This window comes from Dyella lutea, from assembly GCF_024158035.1.
Taxonomy (GTDB): domain Bacteria; phylum Pseudomonadota; class Gammaproteobacteria; order Xanthomonadales; family Rhodanobacteraceae; genus Dyella_A; species Dyella_A lutea.
Genome location: NZ_JAMZEK010000001.1, coordinates 202,023 through 222,791, shown reverse-complemented (window position 1 = coordinate 222,791; position 20,769 = coordinate 202,023). Strand labels below are relative to the sequence as shown.

Genomic DNA, 20,769 nt, shown 5'->3' with positions numbered 1-20,769 from the left:
CGGGTGGAGCCACCCGCCGGATCGACACGGGGAGTCATCGCGTCGTCGGCATCGGGCCGGCGACATGGACGCCGCTGCGCGCGGCATCAGGGAGATGCACCATGATCGCTTCGACTACACCCGGCTGGCGGCGCCTCGCCGTTGTCGCCGCGCTGTTCCTTGTCTGTCTGTTCGTCCAGCACCCGGCCCGTGCCGCCAGCGGCACCGTGCTCCAGGGCAGCACCCTATATCCCCGCGTCGTCCGGCTCGAGCACGGGCCGGTGTCGGTGCGCGGGCGGCTGATCGCCAGCACCAACGGCATCATCTTCCAGAGCACCGACAACGGTGCGAGCTGGAGTCTGCTCGGCCCGGTGCCGACGGTGAACGGCAGCTCCGAGCGCTGCTGCGCCACGTTGTACGAGTTGCCGCAGCAAGTGGGTTCGCTCGCCGCGGGCACGCTGATCTCGGCCGCGTCGTATTTTTCCGGCGGCACGCCGGCGATCGAGGTCTACACCAGCACCGACCAGGGGCACAGCTGGAGCTACCACTCCACGCCGGTGATCGGCGGCGACAGCAGCCATGGCCTGTGGGAACCCGAGTTCGAGGTGGCCAACGATGGCGCGCTGGTGATGTTCTGGTCCGATGAGACCGATGCCTGCTGCAGCCAGAAGCTGGCGCAGATCCGCAGCTACAACGGCAGCTCCTGGCAGGACAAGACCGACACCGTGCGCAGCACGGTCCCGGGCGACCGGCCCGGCATGATCACCGTCAGCCACCTGCCCGATGGCCACTTCTTCATGAGCTACGAGCTGTGCGGGCCGGCCGCCTGCACGGTGTTCTCGCGGGTCTCGGTGGACGGCTGGAACTTCGGTGATCCGACCAACATGGGCAGCAAGGTGCAGACCGCCACCGGCCAGTACCTGGAGCACGCCCCGCTGAACCGCTGGAGCCCGTCGGTGCTGTCCAGCAACGGCGCGATCCTGCTGGTCGGCCAGGTGATGGTCGAGTCCAACGGCAACGTCTCGCCATCCAACGGCAAGGTGCTGTTCGTCAACACCAACACCGACGGCACGGGCAACTGGTACACCATCGCCGCCCCTGTGCAGGTGCCCACCGCTTACGACAACTACTGCCCGAACTACTCCTCCGCCCTGCTGCCGGCGGAAGACGGCTCGAACATCCTCGAGCTGGCCTCGGACTACCTCAACGGCGGCTGCATCACCTACTTCGCCAGCGAGGCCTGGAACCGGCTGCCGGCTGACGGCTCCACGCACGTGTTCCGCAGCGTGCAGGCGCCGTCGCTGTGCCTGGACAACACCGGCTGGTCCACCGCCAACAACACCAGCGCCGAGCTGTGGGACTGCACCGGCCTGTCCGTGCAGAACTGGACCGTGCACGCCAAGGGCAGCGGCTGGTTCTCGATCCAGAACCAGCAGACCGGCCTGTGCGTGGACAACACCGGCGGCAGCACCACGCCGGGCAACCTGGTCACGCTTTGGGGCTGTGCCAACAACGCCAACCAGAACTGGCAGTTCGTCGACCTGGGCAATGGCAGCTACAAGCTGCTCAACCAGGCCTCGGGCGCGCTGATCCTGGATGACCCGGCCGGCTCCACCACCCACGGCACCCAGCTGCAGATCTGGACCGACAACGGGCTCGCCCCGCAGCAGTGGCAGGTGCAGTGAGCGCTCGCTCCTCATCCCGGCGAACGCTGGGATCCAATGTCTTCAGGCGATAGCTCCAAAGGCACTGGATTCCCGCTTTCGCGGGAATGACGACAGGGAGCTGCCGCCGCTCCCCGACGTCATCTCGGCGAACGCCGGGATCCAGCGCCTTCCGGCGATCTCCCAGTGACACGGGGTTCCAGCTTTCGCGGGAGTGACGAACAAGGAAACCCCGTCGTATCTTTGCCGCGGCTTTTCTCATCCCCGACGATTCAGTGCGGCGCCGGCAGCGGCACGCCCTCGCGCGCCGGCACGCCGAAATCGGGCGTGCCGTCCGTGCGCCAGCGGAACGGCTGGATGTGCGGCGCGCGCTTCGCCGTGCACTTCATGCCCGGGCCGCTGTTGGCGTGGTAGATGATCCAGTCCTGGCCGTCCGGTGCCTGGAAGAAACCGTTGTGGCCGGTGGCGTAGACGCCGTGCTTCACCGACTTGGCGAACACCGGCCGGGGCGACTTGTGCCAGGCCTTCGGGTCCATCGGGTCGGCGCCGGCTGCGGCACTGAGCAGGCCCAGCGCGTAGTCGTCCGACCAGCAGGCGCTGCCCGAGTAGGTGAGGAACAGCTTGCCGGTCGGCCCCTCGAGGAACTCCGGTCCCTCGAGGATCTTGCGGCCGCCCTGCATCTCCCACGCATGGGTCGGATGGGCGATGTCGACCTGCGGGCCGGTCAGCGTCCACGGGTTGGCCATGCGCGAGATCACCAGGTCGCTGTGGTCGCCAACGTAGGGCGAGTAGACGAAATACCGCTTGCCGCCGAGCGCGAACACCGTGCCATCGATGCCGGGACGCTCGGTGGCCAGTGCGCCCTTCGACACCCAGGTACCGGTGGTCGGGTCGGTCGCACCGTTTTCCAGTACGTAGATGCGGCGGTGTGCGTCGTCATCGTGGCCGCGCACCGATGCCGTGTAGTAGAGGTACCACTTGCCGGCCAGCCAGTGCAGCTCCGGTGCCCACAGCGCGAACGAGCCGGGGCCATCGTGCGGCGGGGTCCACACGGTGATCGCCGGGGCCTCGGCCAGCCGGGCCAGGTCGCGCGTCTTGCGCAGGGCGATCCGGTCGCCCTCGGTGTTCATGTAGTAGTACACGCCATCGCGCTGCACCACCCACGGGTCGGGCCCGGACGGGAGCAGCGGGTTGGTGTAGGTCTCGGCGATCGGCGCGGTCGTCGCCGACCACGCCATCGGGATGAGCAGCGGCAGGGTGACGGCGACCAGGGTCGCCAGCAGGCGTCGCGTCGCCGTCACCCGCGCCATCAGCGGCCGATCTCGCGCAGGCGCTTGCCGGCCATCAGGTTGCGCTCGATTTCTTCCAGCGTGGCGCCCTTGGTCTCCGGCACCAGCCAGAAGGTGAACACGATGAACACTGCGTTGAAGGCGGCATACAGCCAGAACGTGCGCGCCTCGCCGATGCCGTTGAGCAGCGGCAGGAACGACCAGCCGACGATGGCGTTCGCCACCCAGTTGGTGAGGGTGGAGCAGCCGATGCCGAAATCGCGGCCCTTCAGCGGCTGGATCTCCGAGCACAGCGTCCAGATCAGCGGGCCGGCCGACATCGCGAAGCCGACGATGAAGATCAGCAGCATGGCGACGGTGAAGAACTGCTGCGCGTGGGTGTGGATGCCCAGGTGCATCATCGTGCCGACCACACCCAGGCCGAGGGTCATCACCACGAAGCCGGCGTAGAGGATCGGCTTGCGGCCGAGCCGGTCGACGAAGGCGATGGCGATGAAAGTGGCCAGCACGTTGACCAGGCCGACGATGGCGGTGAACCACAGCTGCGACTCGGTGTTGTAGCCCATGCCCTCGAAGATGCGCGGCGCGTAGTACATCACCACGTTCATGCCGGTGAGCTGCTGCATCACCTGCAGCAGCACGCCCAGGCCCACCGAGCGGCGGAAGTTGGCGTTCTGGAAGAACATGTGCACGCCACGCTGCGGCACCTTGAGCTGCTCTTCGATGTCGCTCAGCTCCTTGTCGATCTCCACCGGGTTGCCGCGCAGCTTCAGCAGCACCTGCTCGGCCTCGGCACGGCGGCCGCGCATCATCAGCCAGCGCGGGCTGTACGGCAGGAAGAACACGCCGAGCAGGAACAGCGCGCCGGGGATCGCGATGATGCCGAGCATCCAGCGCCAGTTGCCCGAGTAGCTGAAGGCGGTATCGGAGAGGAAGGCGACCAGGATGCCGATGGTGATCATCAGCTGATACAGCGAGATCATCGCGCCACGGATCTGCTCCGGCGCGATCTCCGCCAGGTACAGCGGCGCGGTGAAGCTGGCCAGGCCGATCGCCACGCCAAGGATGAAGCGGCCGACGATCAGCACCTCGGGATTCCAGGCCATGCCACAGAGGATCGAGCCGGCGACGAACAGCACCGCGCCGAGGATCAGCGAGCGCTTGCGGCCGAGGTGGCCGGACAGCCAGCCGGCGACCAGCGCGCCAACCGCGGCGCCGATCATCATGAAGCTGACGATCAGGCCGATGGTGGAATCGCTGACGGCGAACTCCTTTTGGATGAACTGCTGGGCGCCGGAGATCACGCCGATGTCCAGGCCGAACATCAGGCCGGCGAGGGCGGCAAGGATACAGACGAAGATGGCGGTGGCCTTGGAATGGCCGACGGCAGGTTGAGCAACGGAATTCATGGCGGGCTTCCTGCGGGAAGGGATGACACGTTGAGATTCAACCGGAGGCTGCAAGTGCCCCGGGGCGACCGGCAAAACGGGATTCGCGCAGTCCCTGCACGCCAATGTCCGCGCGGAACAGCGCACCGGCATGGCGCTCGGCGCTGAGCACAACATCGGAGAGGCCTTCGCGGGCGCTGGTGACATAAAGCGTCTCCAGTCGCGCGCCGCCGAAGGCCGCCCGGGTAGGTTGGCGCGCCGGCACCGGCAGCACACGGCGCACCGCACCATCGCGGCCGAAGCAGACCACCCGGCCGCGTCCCCACTGCGCGTTCCACAGGTTGCCCTCGGCGTCCACGCAGGAGCCGTCGGGCTCGCCGGTGTCACCGTCGATGCTGGCGAACAGGCGCGGCGGACCCAACGTGTCGCCGTAGTCGCAGCAGTGGATCTGCCGGGTCAGCGAGTCGCAGAAGTACATGGTGCTGCCATCGGGACTGAAGGCGATGGAGTTGCTGATCGCCACGCCGGGCAGGTCCAGCTTCTCCAGCGCCAGCTGCGCATCCAGCCGCCAGAAGCCACCCACTGCTTGCTTGGCACCGGTCGCCGGCTCATGCAGCGTGCCGAACACGAAGCGGCCCTGGCGGTCGCAGCCACCGTCGTTGCTGCGTGTGGCCATGCCGGGCTCGACGGCGTGCAGCGGCTCGAGATGGCCATCGTCCAGGCGGAAGAAAGCCAGCCGCGAAGCGAGCGCAAGCAGCAGCCAGCCGTCGTCCTCGCACAGCGCGAACGAGGCCAGCCGCTCGGGCATGGCCCAGGTCCGCAGGGTGTCGCTGCCGGGATGCCAGCGGTACAGCGTGGCTTGCGGGATGTCGGTCCAGAACAGCGACTGCGAGCGGTCGCACCAGACGATGCCTTCGCCCAGCGTGTTGCCCGCGTCCAACGCCGGCTGCATCGCGGGCAGCGTCTGCGTCTTGCTCATACCCAGCCGCCGTCCACGATGAAATCCTGGCCGGTGCACATGCGGCTGTCGTCGGAGGCCAGGAACAACGCCATGCGCGCCAGGTCGTCCGCCATCAGGTAGCCCGGCATGCACTGCACGCGGCGGATCTCGGCTTCGCCTTCGGCATCCAGCCACAGCGCGCGCTGCTTTTCGGTGATCACCCAGCCGGGGATCAGCCCGTTGATGCGGATGTGCTGCTGGCCCAGTTCGCGCGCCATGCCGTTGACGAAGCCGCGCACGGCTGCCTTGGCCATCGCGTACAGCGGGTAGCCGCCGTTCTTCTTCATCCAGCCGGTGGAGCCCAGGCAGATGATCGAGCCGCCGCCCAGCGCCTGCATGTCCGGCAGCACCGCCTGGGTGGCGAAGATCTGGTGGCGCAGGTTCACGGCCACATTGCGCTCAAAGCCGGCCACGTCGATGTCGGCCAGCGCGTGACGCACGTCGTTGGCGGCGTTGTTGACCAACACCGCGATCGGCCCGATGTGCGTGCGTGCCGTGGCGACTGCAGCCTGCAGCGCGCCCACGTCGGTGAGGTCGCAGTGCAGGTAGACCGGTGCGTGCGGCGCGTCGACCAGGTCGTCCACCACCTGACGCGCACCGGCGTCGTCGACATCGAGGAAGGCCACGCGCGCGCCCTGGCGGGCAAAGTGCTCGACGAAGCCGGCGCCGATGCCGCTGGCGCCGCCGGTGATCAGCACGCTGCGATCGACCAGGCTGGGATACGAAGCAAAGGAGGACATCAGGGGCTTCCGGAGGCGGAGGAGGGCGCGGCGGCGCGGCGCATCACCATTCGGCGACGCTGCCGTCGGCATGGCGCCACAGCGGATTGCGCCAGCGGTGGCCGACCTCGGCCCTCTCGGCCACGTAGGTCTCGTTCACCTCGATGCCCAGGCCGGGGCCGTCGGGAATGGTCACGTAGCCGTCCTCGTAGGCAAACACGCCGCGGTCGGTGACGTAGTCGAGCAGGTCGTTGGCCGCGTTGTAGTGGATGCCCAGGCTCTGCTCCTGGATGAAGGCGTTGTGGCACACGCCGTCCAGCTGCAGGTTCGCCGCCAGCGCGATCGGGCCCAGCGGGCAATGCAGCGCCAGCGCCACGTCGTAGGCTTCGGCCATCGCCGCGATCTTGCGTGTCTCGGTGATACCGCCGGCATGCGAGGGGTCGGGCTGGATGATGTCCACGCCGCCCATCTGCAGCACGCGCTTGAAGTCGTAGCGCGAGTACAGCCGTTCGCCCAGCGCGATCGGCGCCGGCGACAGCGAGGCCAGTTCCGGCAGGGCCTCGAGGTGATCGGACAGCACCGGTTCCTCGATGAACATCAGCTTGTACGGCGCCAGCTCGCGCATCAGCACCTTGGCCATCGGCTTGTGCACGCGGCCATGGAAATCCAGGCCCAAGCCGACCTCCGGGCCCACCGCGTCGCGCACCGCCTGCACGTTCTCCAGCAGGCGGGTGACCTTGTCGTAGGTGTCGACGAAGTGCAGCTCCTCGGTGGCGTTCATCTTGACCGCGGTGAAGCCGCGTTCCACCGCCGCCCTGGCTGCGCGGGCGGTGTCGCCGGGGCGGTCGCCGCCGATCCACGAGTAGACGCGGATGCGATCGCGCACGCGGCCGCCGAGCAGCTCGTGCACCGGCACACCCAGCGCCTTGCCCTTGATGTCCCACAGCGCCTGGTCGATGCCGGCGATCGCGCTCATCAGGATCGGGCCGCCGCGATAGAAGCCGCCGCGGTACATCACGTTCCACAGGTCCTCGACGCGGCGAGGGTCCTGCCCGACCAGGTAGTCCGACAGCTCGTCCACGGCCGCCGCCACGGTGTGCGCGCGCCCTTCGACGACCGGTTCACCCCAGCCGACGATGCCGGCATCGGTCTCGATACGCACGAAGCACCAGCGCGGTGGCACCAGGTACGTGGTGAGTCGGGTGATCTTCATGCGGCGCTTTCCTGGGGCGGTGTGGCAAGGGCGGCCAACGCGTCGGCAAACCGGCGGGCCCGTCGTTCGATTTCGGTGGCGTCGACGCCCGGGGCGAACAGTGCCGAGCCGATGCCGAAGCCCTGTGCACCGGCGGCGACCCACGGCGCCATGGTGTCGGGAGCGATGCCGCCGACCGGCAGCACCGGCAGGTCCGGCGGCAGCACGGCGCGCCAGGCCTTGAGCACCTTCGGCGAGGCCTGCTCGGCGGGGAACAGCTTCAGTCCGTCGGCACCGGCGGCGAGCGCGGCGAAGGCTTCGGTCGGCGTCGCCACGCCAGGCACGCAGACCAGTCCGCGTGCCTTGGCCGCGCGGATCACCACGGTGTCGGCATGCGGCATCACGATCAGCCGGCCACCGGCCGCGGCGACCTCGTCGACCTGGGCCGGCGTCATCACGGTACCGGCGCCCACCAGGTAGCCGTCGCCCAGCGCATCGACCAGCCGGCGGATGCTCTCGTACGGCCGCGGCGAATTCAGCGGCACCTCGAGCACGCGGAAACCGGCGCCGGCCAGCGCCTGGCCGATCGCCACGGATTCCTCAGGAAGCAGGCCGCGCAGGATCGCCACCAGCGGCAGCGGGGTGAGCCAGGGGGTCAGCATGAGCGGGCCTCTTTCGGCGCCACGACAAGGGGATCGGCCACCAGTCCGGCGGTGACGGCGAGCTGCCAGAGCCCCCCGGCGACGATGTCGACCAGGGGCTCGGCGAAAGACAGATCGAAATGCACCGCGGCGGCGCGGTAGCGCGCACAGAGCGCGGCATCACCGATCAACTGGATCGGCGCATCGATCCGGAAGCGGCCACTGGCGAGCTGCGCGCGCAGCTCCTCGCCGAGCAGCAGGCCGGAGAGGTAGTCCGGCACCGCGGACGGCGCCAGCGCACCGTCGAGCATCAGCGCACGGGCGGAAAACAGTCGCGACATACCGCCGGCCGCACCGCTGTCGCGGGCGGCGATCACGCCGCGCGCGAACGCCTCCGGATCCGGCACGGCTTCGCCGGTGCCGGCGCCGAGGATCGAGTGCTGGCGCAGCAGCGCGAACAGCTCGCCGGTCATCGCGGTGCTGAAATCGACGACAGCCCCGTCGCGCACGCTGGCCCACTTGCTGTGCGTGCCCGGCAGCACGAACGTCGCATGCGCCGCCAGCGACGGATCGCGGGCCAGCGCGCCGAACAGCTGGGTCTCCTCGCCGCGCATCACGTCCGGACCGCGCGGGTTGCGCAGGCCGGGTACCAGGTGCAGCACACTACCGTCGCCAGCATCGAAGGCATGCAGCGCCCGACCCAGCGTTTCGGCGTCGGCCGGCAGGTCCAGATACGGCACCTCATGCCAGCCGTTGCGGCTGCCGACCATGCCGCAGGCCAGCCGCGGCAGTGCGGGCCATCCGGCGGTGACTTCGGCCAGTGCCGCGTCGAAGCCGCCCTCCGGCAGCTGGCGGATGCCCCACGGACGCGCGCGCACCTCGGCCACCGCGCCGTCGGCATCGAGCCGGTAGGCGCGCAGGCTGCTGGTGCCCCAGTCGAGTCCGATCAGGCCCGCCATGCGCTCAGGCCTTCGCCTTGCGGTGGCGGCGGATGTTGCTGCGCGAATCGGCCACCATCTTCTGCATCGCCTGGCGCGCCATTTCGGGCTGGCGCCGGCGGATCGCCTCGTACACCTTCTGGTGGTGCGGCAGCGAATACTTGAAGTTGCTGGCGGTGCTCGCCGACAGCGCGAAGTAGGTGCCGAGCGCGGTCTCGATCACCGAGAACAGCGAGATCATCAGCTCGTTGTTGGTGGCGTGCAGCACCGCCTCGTGGAAGGCGAGGTCGGCCGCCGTCCATTCATCGAGATTCCTTGCCGCGGCCATCGCCTCGTAGGCGGCTTCCACCGCGACCAACTGCTCCGCCGTGCGTCGGCGCGCGGCGGCGGCGGCGGCGGCCGGTTCGATGATCTCGCGCATCTCCACCAGCTTTTCGACGAAGTCCTCGGTGGGCATCGACTCGCAGCGCCAGGCGAGCACGTCGGCATCGAGCTGGTTCCAATGGATCGTCTCGCGCACCCGGGTGCCGGTCTTCTGCCGCGACTCGATCAGGCCCTTGGCCGAAAGCACCTTCATCGCCTCGCGCAGTGCCGTGCGGCTCATGCTCATGCGCTCGGCCAGCAACTCCTCGCGTGGCAGGCTCTGGCCCGGCTTGATCTCGCCGCTGACGATCAGCCTGCCCAGCTCATGGATCACCTGGCCATGCAGATTGCGCGTGGCGATCGGCTTCACCATTGGCTGCCTCCTTGTCGGTTGTCGTGAGCCCTGGCGTAGCGGCGGGTATCTGGACGAGTGACAGTGGCCTGCTCGGCGCGATGTGCCAGAGGTCACCGTCTATTTGTAGTACTTTTACCTCATATCCAAGCGAATGGGTAGCGCCGGATCGAGCTTCGTCGCGTCGGATCACGACCGTCCGGCTGGCTTGTGCGGCGCAAAAGAGCCAGGACCGCCGCCTTGCCTCCGCCGAAGCGTCGAGGGTCGACGCAACGTGTCGCGAGTGCACACGTTTCGATGGCGGCCGGCTTGCCGATATTGTGGAAACCCATCGTGTACAGCGGCTCCCTCGGGCACCGATGGCGGACGCCGGTGAGCCCGAGCCGTAACCCATGAGAAGTCCGTCATCCCCCTTGCGTCAGCTGCATTCTGTCATGGCCCGCGGCACGCTCCCGTCCGTCGGCGCGGGCGGACCAATAATCGCAATCCGGGCTGATCAATATCGTAACGAGGCCCCTCTGGGGTGCCGGCACGTTTCCGCGTAGTTTGATCGGCGCGTGTCCGGATGGTCCTTCGCCGCAAGGCTCGACGGACGCCTAATGGATCGGGGCGAACTCCCGGACTCCATTGGGCGTCGGTGCCGGGACGCTCCGCCGCCCGCCGCCCGCCGCCCGCAAACGCGCCACTTCAGGAACGGGAACCCATCGCATGACACGCTGGCTGAAAAGTGCACTGCTGTTGCCGATCCTGATCGCTGCTGTCGCTGCGGCCGGCGCGCAGGAAGTCGCTCCCACGCCTCCCATGGGCTGGAACAGCTGGGACGCCTACGGTTTTACCATCGACGAGGCCGGGTTCAGGGCCAACGTCTCGGAACTGGCCAAACTGCGCGCCTACGGCTGGACCTATGCCGTGATCGATGAAGGCTGGTACATGAGCGATCCACTCGGCGACAGTCTGCGCCACCGCGACTACGCCATGGATGCGCACGGTCTGCTGGTGCCTTCGGCGAAGCGTTTTCCTTCCTCGGCCGATGGCCAGGGCTTCAAGGCCATCGCTGACTGGGTGCATGCGCAGGGCCTGAAATTCGGTATCCATATCGTGCGCGGCATCCCCCGGCAGGCGGTGGATGCGAACCTGCCGATTGCCGGCTCCCGCTTCCATGCGCAGGACGCCGCCGATACGGCCGACACCTGCCCATGGGACGACGGCGACTACGGCGTGCGCGACAACGCGGCGGGCCAGGCTTACTACGATTCGATGCTGGCGCTGTACGCCCATTGGGGCGTGGATTTCCTCAAGGTCGACTGCATTGCCGATCACCCCTACCGCATCAGCGAGATCCGCCAGATCGCGGCGGCGATCAGGAAGACCGGGCGCCCCATTGTGCTCAGCCTGTCGCCCGGCCCGACCCAGCTCTCGCACGCCGCGGAGATCCGCCAGTACGGCCAGATGTGGCGCATCTCCAACGACGTGTGGGACGGCTGGACGTTCGTGCATGAGCATCCCGACGATGACTTCCCCATGGGTGTGCGCAACATCTTCGACCGCCTGCCGCCATGGGCCGGGCAGGCCCGCGATGGCCGCTGGCCCGATGCCGACATGCTGCCGTTCGGCGAGCTCGCGCCGCATCCGGGGTGGGGCGAGCCCCGTCATTCCCGCCTGACGCTGGAGGAGGAGCGCACGCAACTGACCCTGCTCGCCATCGCGCGCTCGCCGCTGATCCTCGGCGCCAATCTGACCAAGCTGGACGATGCCACGCGTACGTTGATCACCAACAAGGACGTCATCGCGATCGATCAGCACAGTCACGACAACCACCCGCTCGAACACCTGCCGGCCGGCTTCGGGCAGGTGCGCGTGTGGACGGCATCCGGCGAGGCCGGCGAACGCTACCTGGCCGTGTTCAACCTGGATGACAAGCCGCTGAGCCTGCAAACGACCTGGGGTCAGCTGGGCATGACTCCGGGCAGCCATGCGGCCCGCGAACTCTGGAGCGGCGATCGCCCGCCGGCCTCCGACCGCCTGTCGATCCGATTGCCGGCGCACGGGTGCGCGCTTTACTCGGTCGAATAGGGCTGGTCAGGTATGTGGCCCACCATCTTACAAATAGATGCCTTCAATGCCCTATGCAAAGCCAATATCTTGCCACGCTTAGGGATTGTTGCCCCCATAGTTGCCCCCGTCGCCCGCTCACTTCCGAGCGGGCTTAGGAGCGAACAGCAGGCGATCAGCCCCCCTTTGGCTATCTAAGAAGGTGAAGGGACAAGACTTCACGGTCAGCCACACTGGAATGCAAGACATTTCGAGCGTATAAGCCAGCTTGGCGCCCAAGTATGCGCCAAAGGGGAAGTTGTGGGGCCGGGTCAAGCGCCTCAAGGCCTAAAATCTCTTGGTGCTCAGGCATGAGCTCGGACTCGCATCTCTGCTGCTTGACTGTCAGTGATATGGAGGTGACGACATGAAACGCACACTCTTCATTGCAATGGCTGCCTTTGCGGGTACGTTACTTTGTGGTGTTGCTAATGCAAGCTGGCTAAGTGAGATAACCGGGGTTCACATTGACCTAAATCGCGGAACAATGGAGATTAAGCCGCCGAATCCCGCTGCGATTGGTCCGATGCTTCAGAATCTTCCAAAAGATGTTAGTCAGGTATTGCTAAATCCAGCGGCGCCCGCAATCGCAGAATCAATTAGATGGTCACGGGCCGAAGCATTCAGAAGAGGTGTCCAGCCTATTCCCCCTCAGATTCGCCAGTATCTTCAGCCATACTTTCCGCCGCAGATATTAGATAAAGTGCGATGGACGACAGCAGGCGGGATTAGCATTGACGGTGCACTCAAGAACTGGTTCAACCAGGAAGGTGCCGTCACCTTCGATGATGTTATCGTTTTTAGCGATGCCAGGAACACCGAGAATGTCGCCCTTTGGGCACATGAGCTGACCCACGTTCTTCAATATCAGCAAATGGGTATTGATACATTTGCCTTTCAGTATATGTACGAATGGAATGGGATGGAGCAACAGGCGAGAGATAACTCTAGTCACATAGTGGCAAGTATTGATGGAACGTCTCGAGGTATGCCGATGAGCTGGGGCTATCAGGGGAGTGTTGCGCAATCTTCGCAGCAGCTAACCTGGGGCGGCATGAACCAAGTTGCGATGTCAAATATCCCGGCGCAACAGTGCATATGGATAGATAATCAAAGAAACATGACTGGAAATAACTGTCCTGTAGCAATTAGGGTGGCCGGCGTAGTCATGCGACGTCTTTATGATGGTGCAGTTTTCACTTCGCCTTGCATTGTTCCGACCTGCATACTTCCACCTAATCAGTCTGGGCCTTTACTGTCTCCACCTGGATTCATGGTAATCGGTGTGACCGCTGCTTATTCCATCTGAAGATAATGGGGTTTGGTCAATCATGGCGGCTTGACAATTGCCACTTGTGAAGCCGCCGAATCTTGTTATGCGGGCATGATTGCTGTGTCGGATAACGCATGCCTGAAGGCGGATCCCTTTATTTTTCGATTGATGATTGCTTCTTAAAATCTGTTTAAAGATTTTCCCTTAAGCTGCCAACTGATGTTCGTAAAACGGATGCCGCTTGTCGTCGAAGATCGCATAGAGCGCGGCCAGGTTCGCCGGGTTGGGTCGGAGCCAAGCGTCGACGTGCTCGGGCTTGATGTTGATGATGGTCCGATCGTGGCCCGCGGCGGCAACCTCTGGCTCCGGCTCGTCCGTAATGGCGGCGAAGCTGTCCAGGTCCGGCAGCTTGCCGGCGGGGTCGGTCCAGTGTGACCAGAGGCAGGCGACCAGCATCGGCTCGCGGTCGCGCGGGGTGAATTGGATCACCTGGTTCTTGCCGTCCGGTCCCTCGACGTTCTCGTAGAACGTGTCGACCACCAGCAGCGCGTGCGTGTGGCCGAATAGGTCCTTCCAGAAGCCCTCGAGATTGTCGCGCCGGGCGTTGTAGGTGCCCGGGTACTTCGTGTCGTACATCGCCGGCTTGCCGGCGGGGCGGCACTGGTAACGCATCGGCTTGACCACATAGCGGTCACCCTCGGCCACAAGGACCGGAACGTAGTTCCCTGGGTAGATGCGGCTGTCGCGGTCGAGCAGCTCGGTGCGCACCAGGTCGTCGAGGTCGCGCTGGGCGCGTGAGATCTTGTCGGTCGCGATGCGCTGGTCGTTGGCGGCCTTCTTCGTTGGCTTGGGCCCGGCCAGCACGGCCTCGGCCGCGGTCAGGCGATCGGTCTGCGCCTGCAGCTCGTCGCGGAGCATTACCTCGGCCGCCCGGTTCGCCTCGCGCACGGCTTTGGCTAGGGCCATGCCTTCCTCGGTGCGCACGTCGAGCAGCGAGTCGCGGGTGGCCTTCGGCAGCTTGCGGATCCATCCCGGCCGGCCGCCCATTTCGTCGATCAGGCGCACGAAGCCCTTGATGTCGAGTTCGCCACCCTGCTTGCGGTAGCGCCGCCAGTCCGCCCACACCTGCGCCGAGTAGCACATCAGTCAAACTCCATGGCGCCATGCTTGAGCAGCATCTCGCGCAGGCGCTCACGGGCCCATTCTCCGTTGGCCTCGCCGGCCTGGTCCAAGATGTAAATTTCTCGGGGAAGATATGCCTCCGCGAACAACTCATAGGTCGGCGATCCGCGGACCATGTCCGGCATCAGCGCGTCGAGATGATCGAGGTGTTTCTGAAGGGTAGCCCTCGAGGCACCCCGCACAGGCGCACCGTGGCGGCGCAGCATGTCTGCCAGGCGCTCGTCCGCCCAGTCCCAGTCAGCCGGTGCCACGCTCGCGGTGAAGTGATCTGCCTCTTCCGCGAATGTATCCCAGAAGTACGTGGGGTCTTCGTGCTCGGCGAGCAGCTTCACCGCCAGCTGCTCCAAGGCCGCCAGTTCCTTTTCCAGTTCAGCGCGTGTGTAAGTCATGTCGAAAATCTAGCACCGCCTGGTCGCCTGGCGTGAGACGCGGGCGGCGTACCGTTCGCCCCATGCCCAGACGCGAACCCAAACCCGCCCCAGACTTCGCCGTCGACTTCCTGGCCGACTGGCGCACCGTCGTGCACGTCGACAACCCGCCAGCAGTCGCCCAAGGCTGGACGCTGCACGGCACAGTGAGGAAGCACGGCAAGACCTATGCGCTCGCCTGGCGGAGAGGGATGACGAGTGCGTGCAACGAGCGTGGCGACCTGTTGAGCCTGACCGCGCTGGAGCGCAGCCACGTATCCCTCGCGGTGGAGTTCAAGTCGGCGCCAGGCTGGGAGACCGTGCCGAAGTACGAGCGGCCGCCCGGCCCCTTCATGTTCACTTGGGGCGGGTGAGCTCGGACAGAAAAACGGCGCCGCATGGGCGCCGCTGATGCTCAAAGGGGGTGGTGAGCTATCCCAAGGGGAGAGCCCCGCGCATCGGTTCCGCCTGAAGTTCCGAGCCGGCTGGCTTACGCCTGGCAGCTTGGTCGGTTTGGGCCTGACGTGCGGGGCGAATCCAGTGTCCCTAGGTTGTCGTCACAAGGCTGTAGGCGACCACCTAATGCCGATGTGGGTCAGTGGCCTTCCTGGAAAAGCTGGGTAGCGCACGTTGCCTAAATCGATTGGCAATCGGGGCCATATCAACGTCGAGCAAGGCGAGCCAGGAGCTTCTTTAGATGGCCAAACTCTCTGTTTGCTAGCTGGGCATCGCGCACGGCGAATCGTTCAAAGGTCCGCCAGTGCATCCCCTTGGGTTTGCATGGCTCGCCAAACAAGTCGCTCACGTCGTCGCCTAGTCGATGCCGCAAGGCCCAGCGCTGGGCAAAGATGCGATTACTTCCGCCCACCCTTTGGCTAGCGTAGGTGGGACGTGGCTTGATGGCCTCGCGGTGGCAAAATTGTTCGATCCCGTTCCACTTGAAAAGAGTTAGCGCGCGCCGCCCACTGCAAGGGCAGCGCATGTACCAGCGCCGGCCGCCGTAGTGCAATGGGATGGATGACAGGGCGATCGCACACGTGACTTTCTTGCGTTCTCCCTCTCGGTTTTTGGTTGCGTAGGTCAGGGTTAGCGTGCCGCTCTCGTCACCCAGCACCGACCGATAGTTGACCGCTCCGATCTTCTCGCCGGTATAGCTGTCCGTCCACCGCCATGAACCGGACGTCTCGCCCCCGGGACGTAGCGCGTTGGAGGAAAACATCCGACGCAGATCCAGCTTTAACGCAGACTCGATATGTGGTCGCCAGCCGTAGTTGCTCATTTGGTCGCCTCATCGGCTTGTGCGGGAGCCCGCATCGGCAGGAGCGCCAGCAAGCTAGCTTTGTTGGCGCGCAAGGCATCCAGGAGTTGTGGGGGAATAGCGCCCTTCGGCGCTTCGATATGCAAGCGGTCACCGTCTCGGCTCAAGACTCCGCCAGCCGCCCAAACAAGCAACAGGGTTTCAAGCACATTCATATCGTGAAAGTCTCCCGGTCCACCTCCGAAGATGGCGGACCCGTGGTCGAAGATGGCGAAGATGGCGGCTCCGTTTGTGCGCCACCTTCGCCATCTTCGATGCCACCTTCGTAGCCGGGAAGCGACCAGCGCCAACCGCAAGCCATGCCGCTCTTACTCGTCCGGGCGCCAATCTTTCTTTGTGCGCGGCGCATGGCGTCCATTGAGAAGCCGGCCTTTTTTGCCTCGCTCTCTATCTCCTTAGACCAGCGTGGACCACAGGACAGCAGGTCGCGCAGGAAGGTGGCCGCACCTCCGAAGGGTTCGCCTTGCTGCTCAGCCTCGGCCAGCAGCTCGCGGGCACTGCCGTGGATCACCTCACCCCACACCACTGACGAAGCGCTAACGCCTTCAAAGCCGGGCAACTCGCCCTGCTTCAATTCATAGGCGAAACCGTCACCGTCCGGGCCATGGTTCGATTTCGCCCGGACCATTATCCGACGCCCGGGACGGTCGCCTGCCGCGCGCTGCTTCGCGGTTACCATGACAAGGCGCGCCAGGGCTCCGAACGCGATGGAGCCGGTAACCCGCTCCACTGGATCACGTCCGCCAGTGCCTTTGCTGAAATGCGTCACGCCAAGCAAGGCGCACCGTAGCTGCCCAGCCATGTCCACCAGCGGTTGAAGCGCGCGCCGTACCTCGGCGTTTTTGTGCGAGTCTCCGATGATTGCGGACACCAATGGATCAATGACGATCAGGCGGACATCTGGCAAGGTTGTTAGCGCATCCCTGAGAGCTTCCAGATCTCGCGCGGGATCAAATGGGCACCGCACACCCAAATCTCGAATGCCATCGACGGTCAGAACGCGCGACATATCAGCTCCAGCCGCGCGCAGGCGTGGGTTCAACGTGTCGGCGTTGTCGTCCTCACCCGACCAGAACACAACGCTCCCGCGCTCTGCCTTCGAACCATCTGGCCAGTACCCGCCACGGGTAATAATGGCTGCCAGGGCCGCCGCTATCGTGGTCTTTCCTGTGCCGGGCGCGCCTGCGATCAGATGCAGCTTGCCAGCCGCAAGATAGCCTGACCAAAGCCAATCGACGGCAATAGGCTGCACCTCGCTGCCGCGTGTCAGGATCACGCTGGACCGAGAATCGGCACAGGGTGGCGCAGTGCGATCAGGCAGCCGCGCCAGCGCCAGCACGTCCGCCGCCGTGCCGGTTGGGTGTAGTGCCAACCAGTCGACCGCATCGCCTTTCTCCGGCAGCTCTAACGCCGCTACGTCTATCCGCTCTACGGGGCAGCCCAGCGCGTGCAAGGTCGCTGCCACGTTGTCGGCGTAGATGCTGCCGGGCTTGTCATTGTCAGGCCAGATCACGCATGGATGCCCGGCCAACGGTTGCCAGTCGGTACCGCTGGCGCTGGTGCAACTGCCGGACGTGGTGGCGATCAGTCCCAACCCGCTAAGAGCATCGGCTTTGTTCTCGCCCTCCACAATCCACACAGGCACCGCAGGATCAGCCGCGACCAGTTCCGGCAGCCCATAGAGCGGCTTTCCGTTCGCGGGCCCGGCCGGCTCGCCCAGCGCATACTCTGCGCCATCCAGGTACATCGCCCTAATCCACTTGCGTCCGTCCGAGTGCTTGCACCGAATACGCCAGAAAACTGGATCGCCTTCGGCGTCGCGGTAGCAGTGCAAACCGGTTGCCTTATACCCCTCGCGCAAGGCGTTGGCGGCCAGCCGGCGCGCAGCCTCCTTCTCCGTCTCCTTAGGCGCGATGTTCATCGGCGCACCTCCAGAAGCTCCCGTACTGCCGAACGGAAGTCCAGGCCCGTCAATCGCTGATGAAACGTCACCATGTCGCCCTTGCCGCAGCCGGCATAGCAGCACCAGTGGCCCCGCGCGCTGGTGAGCTTTACGCCGAAGCTGGGGTTATGGTCATCGTGGAATGGGCATAGCCCAACCGCGTAGCCGCTTCCGTTGGGTAGACCTAGCCGGGCAATGCGCGGACTGTAGTACCCCGCAGGGTCAGGCAGGCGGTCACGCCAGCTGTCAGGGATGCGCGGCAAGCTCATGGAGCGCGCCCCTGTTCGATCAGGGCACGGATGGCGTCGACATGCCATGCCGTAATACGCTCACCCAACTTCACGGGCGGCGGATACCGTCCGACACGAACGCCTGCCCACCAGGTTGATTTGCTAACTGGGATAATTGCCGGGATGGCCGGCGCGTCGCCAGTCGCGGGCTTGCCGACGATCTGCCAGATACGCAGGTATCCGGTTTCGGGTAGTGAGTGCATCGCCGTTTTTCCCTGTGCATTGAAAGGCAGGGAAATTAGATGCCGATTATCGGTGATGCGTCAGAGGTTATAAAAATCTGGTCAGTGGTGTTTATACGAGGGTAGAAAAACACCCAGGCTAGTCAATTACTACGCTTCGCCTCCGCGTCTTTCTGGCCTCGCCACGCATGAACTGCGCAACGTCTGCCTTAAACACGTTGTGCCAAGGCAGCGCCAGCCCGCAGGCACGAATGAATCTAGATTGCGCGGATAGCTTAGGCTCCCCTAGTCCGCAGTTCCTCCAGATATCCGCTAAGGCGTGAGCTAGAGCAAGCTCTGCACCCGCTTTAAGCGGGCGCCCCCTTCGAATGGCGCGAACCTGGGAATCAGTCTTTAGATCTGACAGTCTTGCGATGCCCGTCTGCCGGGCGCGCTCGTGCTCAAGTCTCCCAAGGGCGCCTCGGGTGCCGTCAAAAAGTCTTAGGTAGGCCAGGGCGTCCGTTCCCTCCCACCGGTCTATAACATCAAATAGACCCGCGACAGCTTGGCTGAACTCCTCGGACAGTTGTCGAATCTCGCTCGAAGTAGGTGCCGGAGTCCTTTTCAGTTGCTCCGTTAGGCACTCGGGGCTGACTGCCACCCCGAATGCGCGCACAAACGGCGTATCTCCCAGAAATGCTGCCATTGCGCTTGCTCTTTCCGATGCCAATGCAGCCTTGAATCGATCCGTCGCTTCTTCCAATGAATGGGCGGGCACACTTTCGGAGATGTCTTGGCAATATCGATTTTCGTGATCGAGCAGCGTCAGCTTGGCTTCAAACAAGTCGGGGCAACCATCCCGCGCGATCTCGACCATGCGACAGTAGACGGTGAGCTCTTTTGCGTCTTGCCGCTCACTAAGGGGTTCGTACATCCAGGAGCCAGCTGGCTGCAAGATGGGACCCTCGCCGGAATATTTCTGCGCGTAATACCGTGTTCGGCCTAAAGCGTCGCAATTTTTCTCAAGCCAATGTTTGCGCAGCGCGGCCCACTCCTCGCTTTCCTCGTGCGAGACGCATCCCTTTAAGCGAGTCGGAAAATATTTTGCCACGCGCACACCTTTGCGCCCCTCAGTTGGTGACGCGCCAGCCGGGGAAGGTACCCGGTTTTCGTATGGCCGTCCTAGGCGTGATTTGAAAGCTTAGGCGCTTGACTGGAACAGGGCGCATATGCGCTAGGTACCCCGGATTTGCGGGGAAGCGTTGGCATGCTACCTTTGACGGTTGAGGGTCAAGATGACTCAAAGGGGGCGTGATGGGCAAGGGAAATGGGCATCGAAAGCAGCCGATTCCAGTTCAGCCTCGACCGAACAGATTGCAGCAACAGCCATTGCTTCAACACGTTCCGTCTCTGTTGGATGTGATGGTCGATGGAAGAGAGTACGTCAGCATCATTGACAAGCTTCCTCTGCCTGGCGCGAACCTGCTTGACGAGGTTCAGCGCGCGATTGCGGACATCTCTGCGATTAGGGGCCGTCCCTGCATCGTCTACAGCGGCAATGTTGTCAAGAACGACAGCGGGGCATCTGGTGTCGATCAAAGCGATGACCTTCCTTTTCAGGAAGTGGTGACGAGCGTCCGCAATGATCAGACGAAAGTAGACATATTGCTTTCCACACGAGGTGGCTCGGGCCCGCAGATTGCACGATTCGTTGACCGGCTCCGCGCTAGGTTTGAGGAGGTCGACTTCCTAATCCCCTCGTCCTGCTTCAGTGCAGGAACTCTATTCGCACTTTCTGGCGACCACATTTGGATGACGCCCGGCGCGTGTTTGGGGCCTATCGATCCACAGGTTCCGAGTAGCACAGGACGCTTCGTCCCCGCGCAGGCGCTGAAGGTGTTGGTCGAGCAGTGCAGAGTGGAAGGCGAGGAAGCCATGAAGAAGGGCCAGCAGGTGCCTTGGACGGCGGTCCAGATCATCAACACCATTGACAAGCGCGAACTGGGCGATGCCATCACCGCCACGGCGTACGCTACCAACCTCGCCGCCGAGTACATGTGCAAGTACAAGTTCAAGCATTGGACTGAACATCGTTCTTCAGGGAGGCCAGTCACTGATGACGAACGCAGAGCCAGGGCGTTTGAAATCGCGGAGCAGCTGGCGTCGCATGAGACTTGGAAAAGTCATAGCCATGCGATTTCAAGGGAAGTTCTTACGAGACAGACAAGGCTGGAAATCGATCATCCGGCACAAGACTTGCATAGAGCATTGGCGAGAGCTTGGGGTCTTATGACCTACATCTTTGAACGAACCCCTATAGTTAAGCTCATTTTTTCCGAAAACTACCGATACGCTAAGCAGGATATTCCCGTCGGAGTGGCATGATGGATAACGCAGAACTTCTAAAGCAGCTGGGTTGGTCTGATGCACTTATCGAGCAGGTAACCCAGGTGAGCAAGGCGCTCCCCGAAGTGCATCGACCTGCTGTAGCTCAAGCAGACCTTGGGTTCTCGACGAGCACAACGACGAGCGCCACGTACTCCTTGGAAACGGTGAGAACCTACACTCGCGGCTCGGTCA

20 protein-coding genes are annotated in these 20,769 nt (G+C 64.3%); 5 read left to right on the top strand and 15 right to left on the bottom strand.

Annotated elements, in window-relative coordinates; all coding sequences use genetic code 11:
* The first annotated feature begins 101 nt into the window (after positions 1-101).
* A complete protein-coding gene (locus NC595_RS01045) occupies positions 102-1,664 on the top strand; it encodes an RICIN domain-containing protein (protein WP_253564277.1) in 1,563 nt (520 codons plus the stop codon).
* Between the two features lie 251 nt (positions 1,665-1,915).
* Here NC595_RS01045 and NC595_RS01040 read toward each other — a convergent pair whose 3' ends face one another.
* Genes NC595_RS01040 through NC595_RS01005 form a run of 8 tightly spaced genes read right to left on the bottom strand, consistent with a single transcriptional unit; the run spans position 1,916 to position 9,546 of the window.
* Complete coding sequence (locus NC595_RS01040) at positions 1,916-2,953, bottom strand: glycoside hydrolase family 43 protein (protein WP_253564276.1); 1,038 nt, start codon at positions 2,951-2,953, stop codon at positions 1,916-1,918.
* The gene (locus tag NC595_RS01035) at positions 2,953-4,341 is read right to left on the bottom strand and encodes a sugar porter family MFS transporter (RefSeq protein ID WP_253564275.1); all 1,389 of its coding nucleotides are present in this window, start codon (positions 4,339-4,341) and stop codon (positions 2,953-2,955) included. Before NC595_RS01035 ends, NC595_RS01040 begins: the two co-directional genes overlap by 1 nt.
* A gap of 37 nt (positions 4,342-4,378) precedes the next feature.
* Positions 4,379-5,299, bottom strand: coding sequence for an SMP-30/gluconolactonase/LRE family protein (locus tag NC595_RS01030; protein WP_253564274.1), 921 nt, complete (start codon positions 5,297-5,299; stop codon positions 4,379-4,381).
* Positions 5,296-6,060, bottom strand: a complete 765-nt coding sequence (locus NC595_RS01025; RefSeq protein WP_253564273.1) for an SDR family NAD(P)-dependent oxidoreductase — start codon at positions 6,058-6,060, stop codon at positions 5,296-5,298. The genes NC595_RS01030 and NC595_RS01025 overlap by 4 nt, the downstream gene beginning before the upstream one ends.
* Positions 6,061-6,103: 43 nt before the next feature.
* A complete protein-coding gene (dgoD, locus tag NC595_RS01020; protein WP_253564272.1) occupies positions 6,104-7,252 on the bottom strand; it encodes a galactonate dehydratase in 1,149 nt (382 codons plus the stop codon).
* Entirely contained in the window at positions 7,249-7,893 is a 645-nt protein-coding gene (locus NC595_RS01015; RefSeq protein ID WP_253564271.1) for a 2-dehydro-3-deoxy-6-phosphogalactonate aldolase, read from the bottom strand. The genes dgoD and NC595_RS01015 overlap by 4 nt, the downstream gene beginning before the upstream one ends.
* Positions 7,887-8,831, bottom strand: a complete 945-nt coding sequence (locus NC595_RS01010) for a 2-dehydro-3-deoxygalactonokinase (protein WP_253564270.1) — start codon at positions 8,829-8,831, stop codon at positions 7,887-7,889. Before NC595_RS01010 ends, NC595_RS01015 begins: the two co-directional genes overlap by 7 nt.
* Positions 8,832-8,835: 4 nt before the next feature.
* Entirely contained in the window at positions 8,836-9,546 is a 711-nt protein-coding gene (locus NC595_RS01005; protein WP_253564269.1) for a FadR/GntR family transcriptional regulator, read from the bottom strand.
* Between the two features lie 687 nt (positions 9,547-10,233).
* Here NC595_RS01005 and NC595_RS01000 point away from each other — a divergent pair.
* Positions 10,234-11,598, top strand: coding sequence for a glycoside hydrolase family 27 protein (locus tag NC595_RS01000; protein WP_253564268.1), 1,365 nt, complete (start codon positions 10,234-10,236; stop codon positions 11,596-11,598).
* A gap of 385 nt (positions 11,599-11,983) precedes the next feature.
* On the top strand, positions 11,984-12,925 hold the full coding sequence (locus NC595_RS00995) for an eCIS core domain-containing protein (RefSeq protein WP_253564267.1): 942 nt from the start codon (positions 11,984-11,986) through the stop codon (positions 12,923-12,925).
* Positions 12,926-13,093: 168 nt separating this feature from the next.
* Here the strand turns inward: NC595_RS00995 and NC595_RS00990 are convergent, their stop codons facing one another.
* Positions 13,094-14,032 carry an SOS response-associated peptidase family protein gene (locus NC595_RS00990; protein ID WP_253564266.1) on the bottom strand — a complete coding sequence of 313 codons (939 nt, stop codon included), beginning with the start codon at positions 14,030-14,032 and terminating at the stop codon, positions 13,094-13,096.
* Positions 14,032-14,460 (bottom strand): hypothetical protein, encoded by a 429-nt coding sequence (locus NC595_RS00985; RefSeq protein WP_253564265.1) that lies wholly within the window; start codon positions 14,458-14,460, stop codon positions 14,032-14,034. Before NC595_RS00985 ends, NC595_RS00990 begins: the two co-directional genes overlap by 1 nt.
* Positions 14,461-14,522: 62 nt before the next feature.
* On the opposite strand from NC595_RS00985, the gene NC595_RS00980 reads away from it, so the two are divergent.
* Positions 14,523-14,852: a hypothetical protein gene (locus tag NC595_RS00980; protein WP_253564264.1), complete on the top strand. Its 330-nt coding sequence runs from the start codon at positions 14,523-14,525 to the stop codon at positions 14,850-14,852.
* A 287-nt stretch (positions 14,853-15,139) separates the two neighbouring features.
* On the opposite strand, the gene NC595_RS00975 is transcribed toward NC595_RS00980, so the two are convergent.
* From NC595_RS00975 to NC595_RS00960, 5 genes are all read right to left on the bottom strand, one after another.
* Positions 15,140-15,757 carry a hypothetical protein gene (locus NC595_RS00975; RefSeq protein WP_253564263.1) on the bottom strand — a complete coding sequence of 206 codons (618 nt, stop codon included), beginning with the start codon at positions 15,755-15,757 and terminating at the stop codon, positions 15,140-15,142.
* Entirely contained in the window at positions 15,754-15,951 is a 198-nt protein-coding gene (locus NC595_RS00970) for a TubC N-terminal docking domain-related protein (RefSeq protein WP_253564262.1), read from the bottom strand. The genes NC595_RS00975 and NC595_RS00970 overlap by 4 nt, the downstream gene beginning before the upstream one ends.
* Positions 15,948-17,717 carry an AAA family ATPase gene (locus NC595_RS00965; protein ID WP_253564261.1) on the bottom strand — a complete coding sequence of 590 codons (1,770 nt, stop codon included), beginning with the start codon at positions 17,715-17,717 and terminating at the stop codon, positions 15,948-15,950. Before NC595_RS00965 ends, NC595_RS00970 begins: the two co-directional genes overlap by 4 nt.
* On the bottom strand, positions 17,714-18,007 hold the full coding sequence (locus NC595_RS20525; RefSeq protein WP_425493036.1) for a CHC2 zinc finger domain-containing protein: 294 nt from the start codon (positions 18,005-18,007) through the stop codon (positions 17,714-17,716). Before NC595_RS20525 ends, NC595_RS00965 begins: the two co-directional genes overlap by 4 nt.
* A 342-nt stretch (positions 18,008-18,349) precedes the next feature.
* Complete coding sequence (locus tag NC595_RS00960; RefSeq protein WP_253564260.1) at positions 18,350-19,300, bottom strand: hypothetical protein; 951 nt, start codon at positions 19,298-19,300, stop codon at positions 18,350-18,352.
* A 203-nt stretch (positions 19,301-19,503) separates the two neighbouring features.
* Between NC595_RS00960 and NC595_RS00955 the strand changes: the two genes are divergently transcribed.
* Positions 19,504-20,574, top strand: a complete 1,071-nt coding sequence (locus NC595_RS00955; RefSeq protein ID WP_253564259.1) for an SDH family Clp fold serine proteinase — start codon at positions 19,504-19,506, stop codon at positions 20,572-20,574.
* The last annotated feature ends 195 nt before the right edge of the window (positions 20,575-20,769 follow it).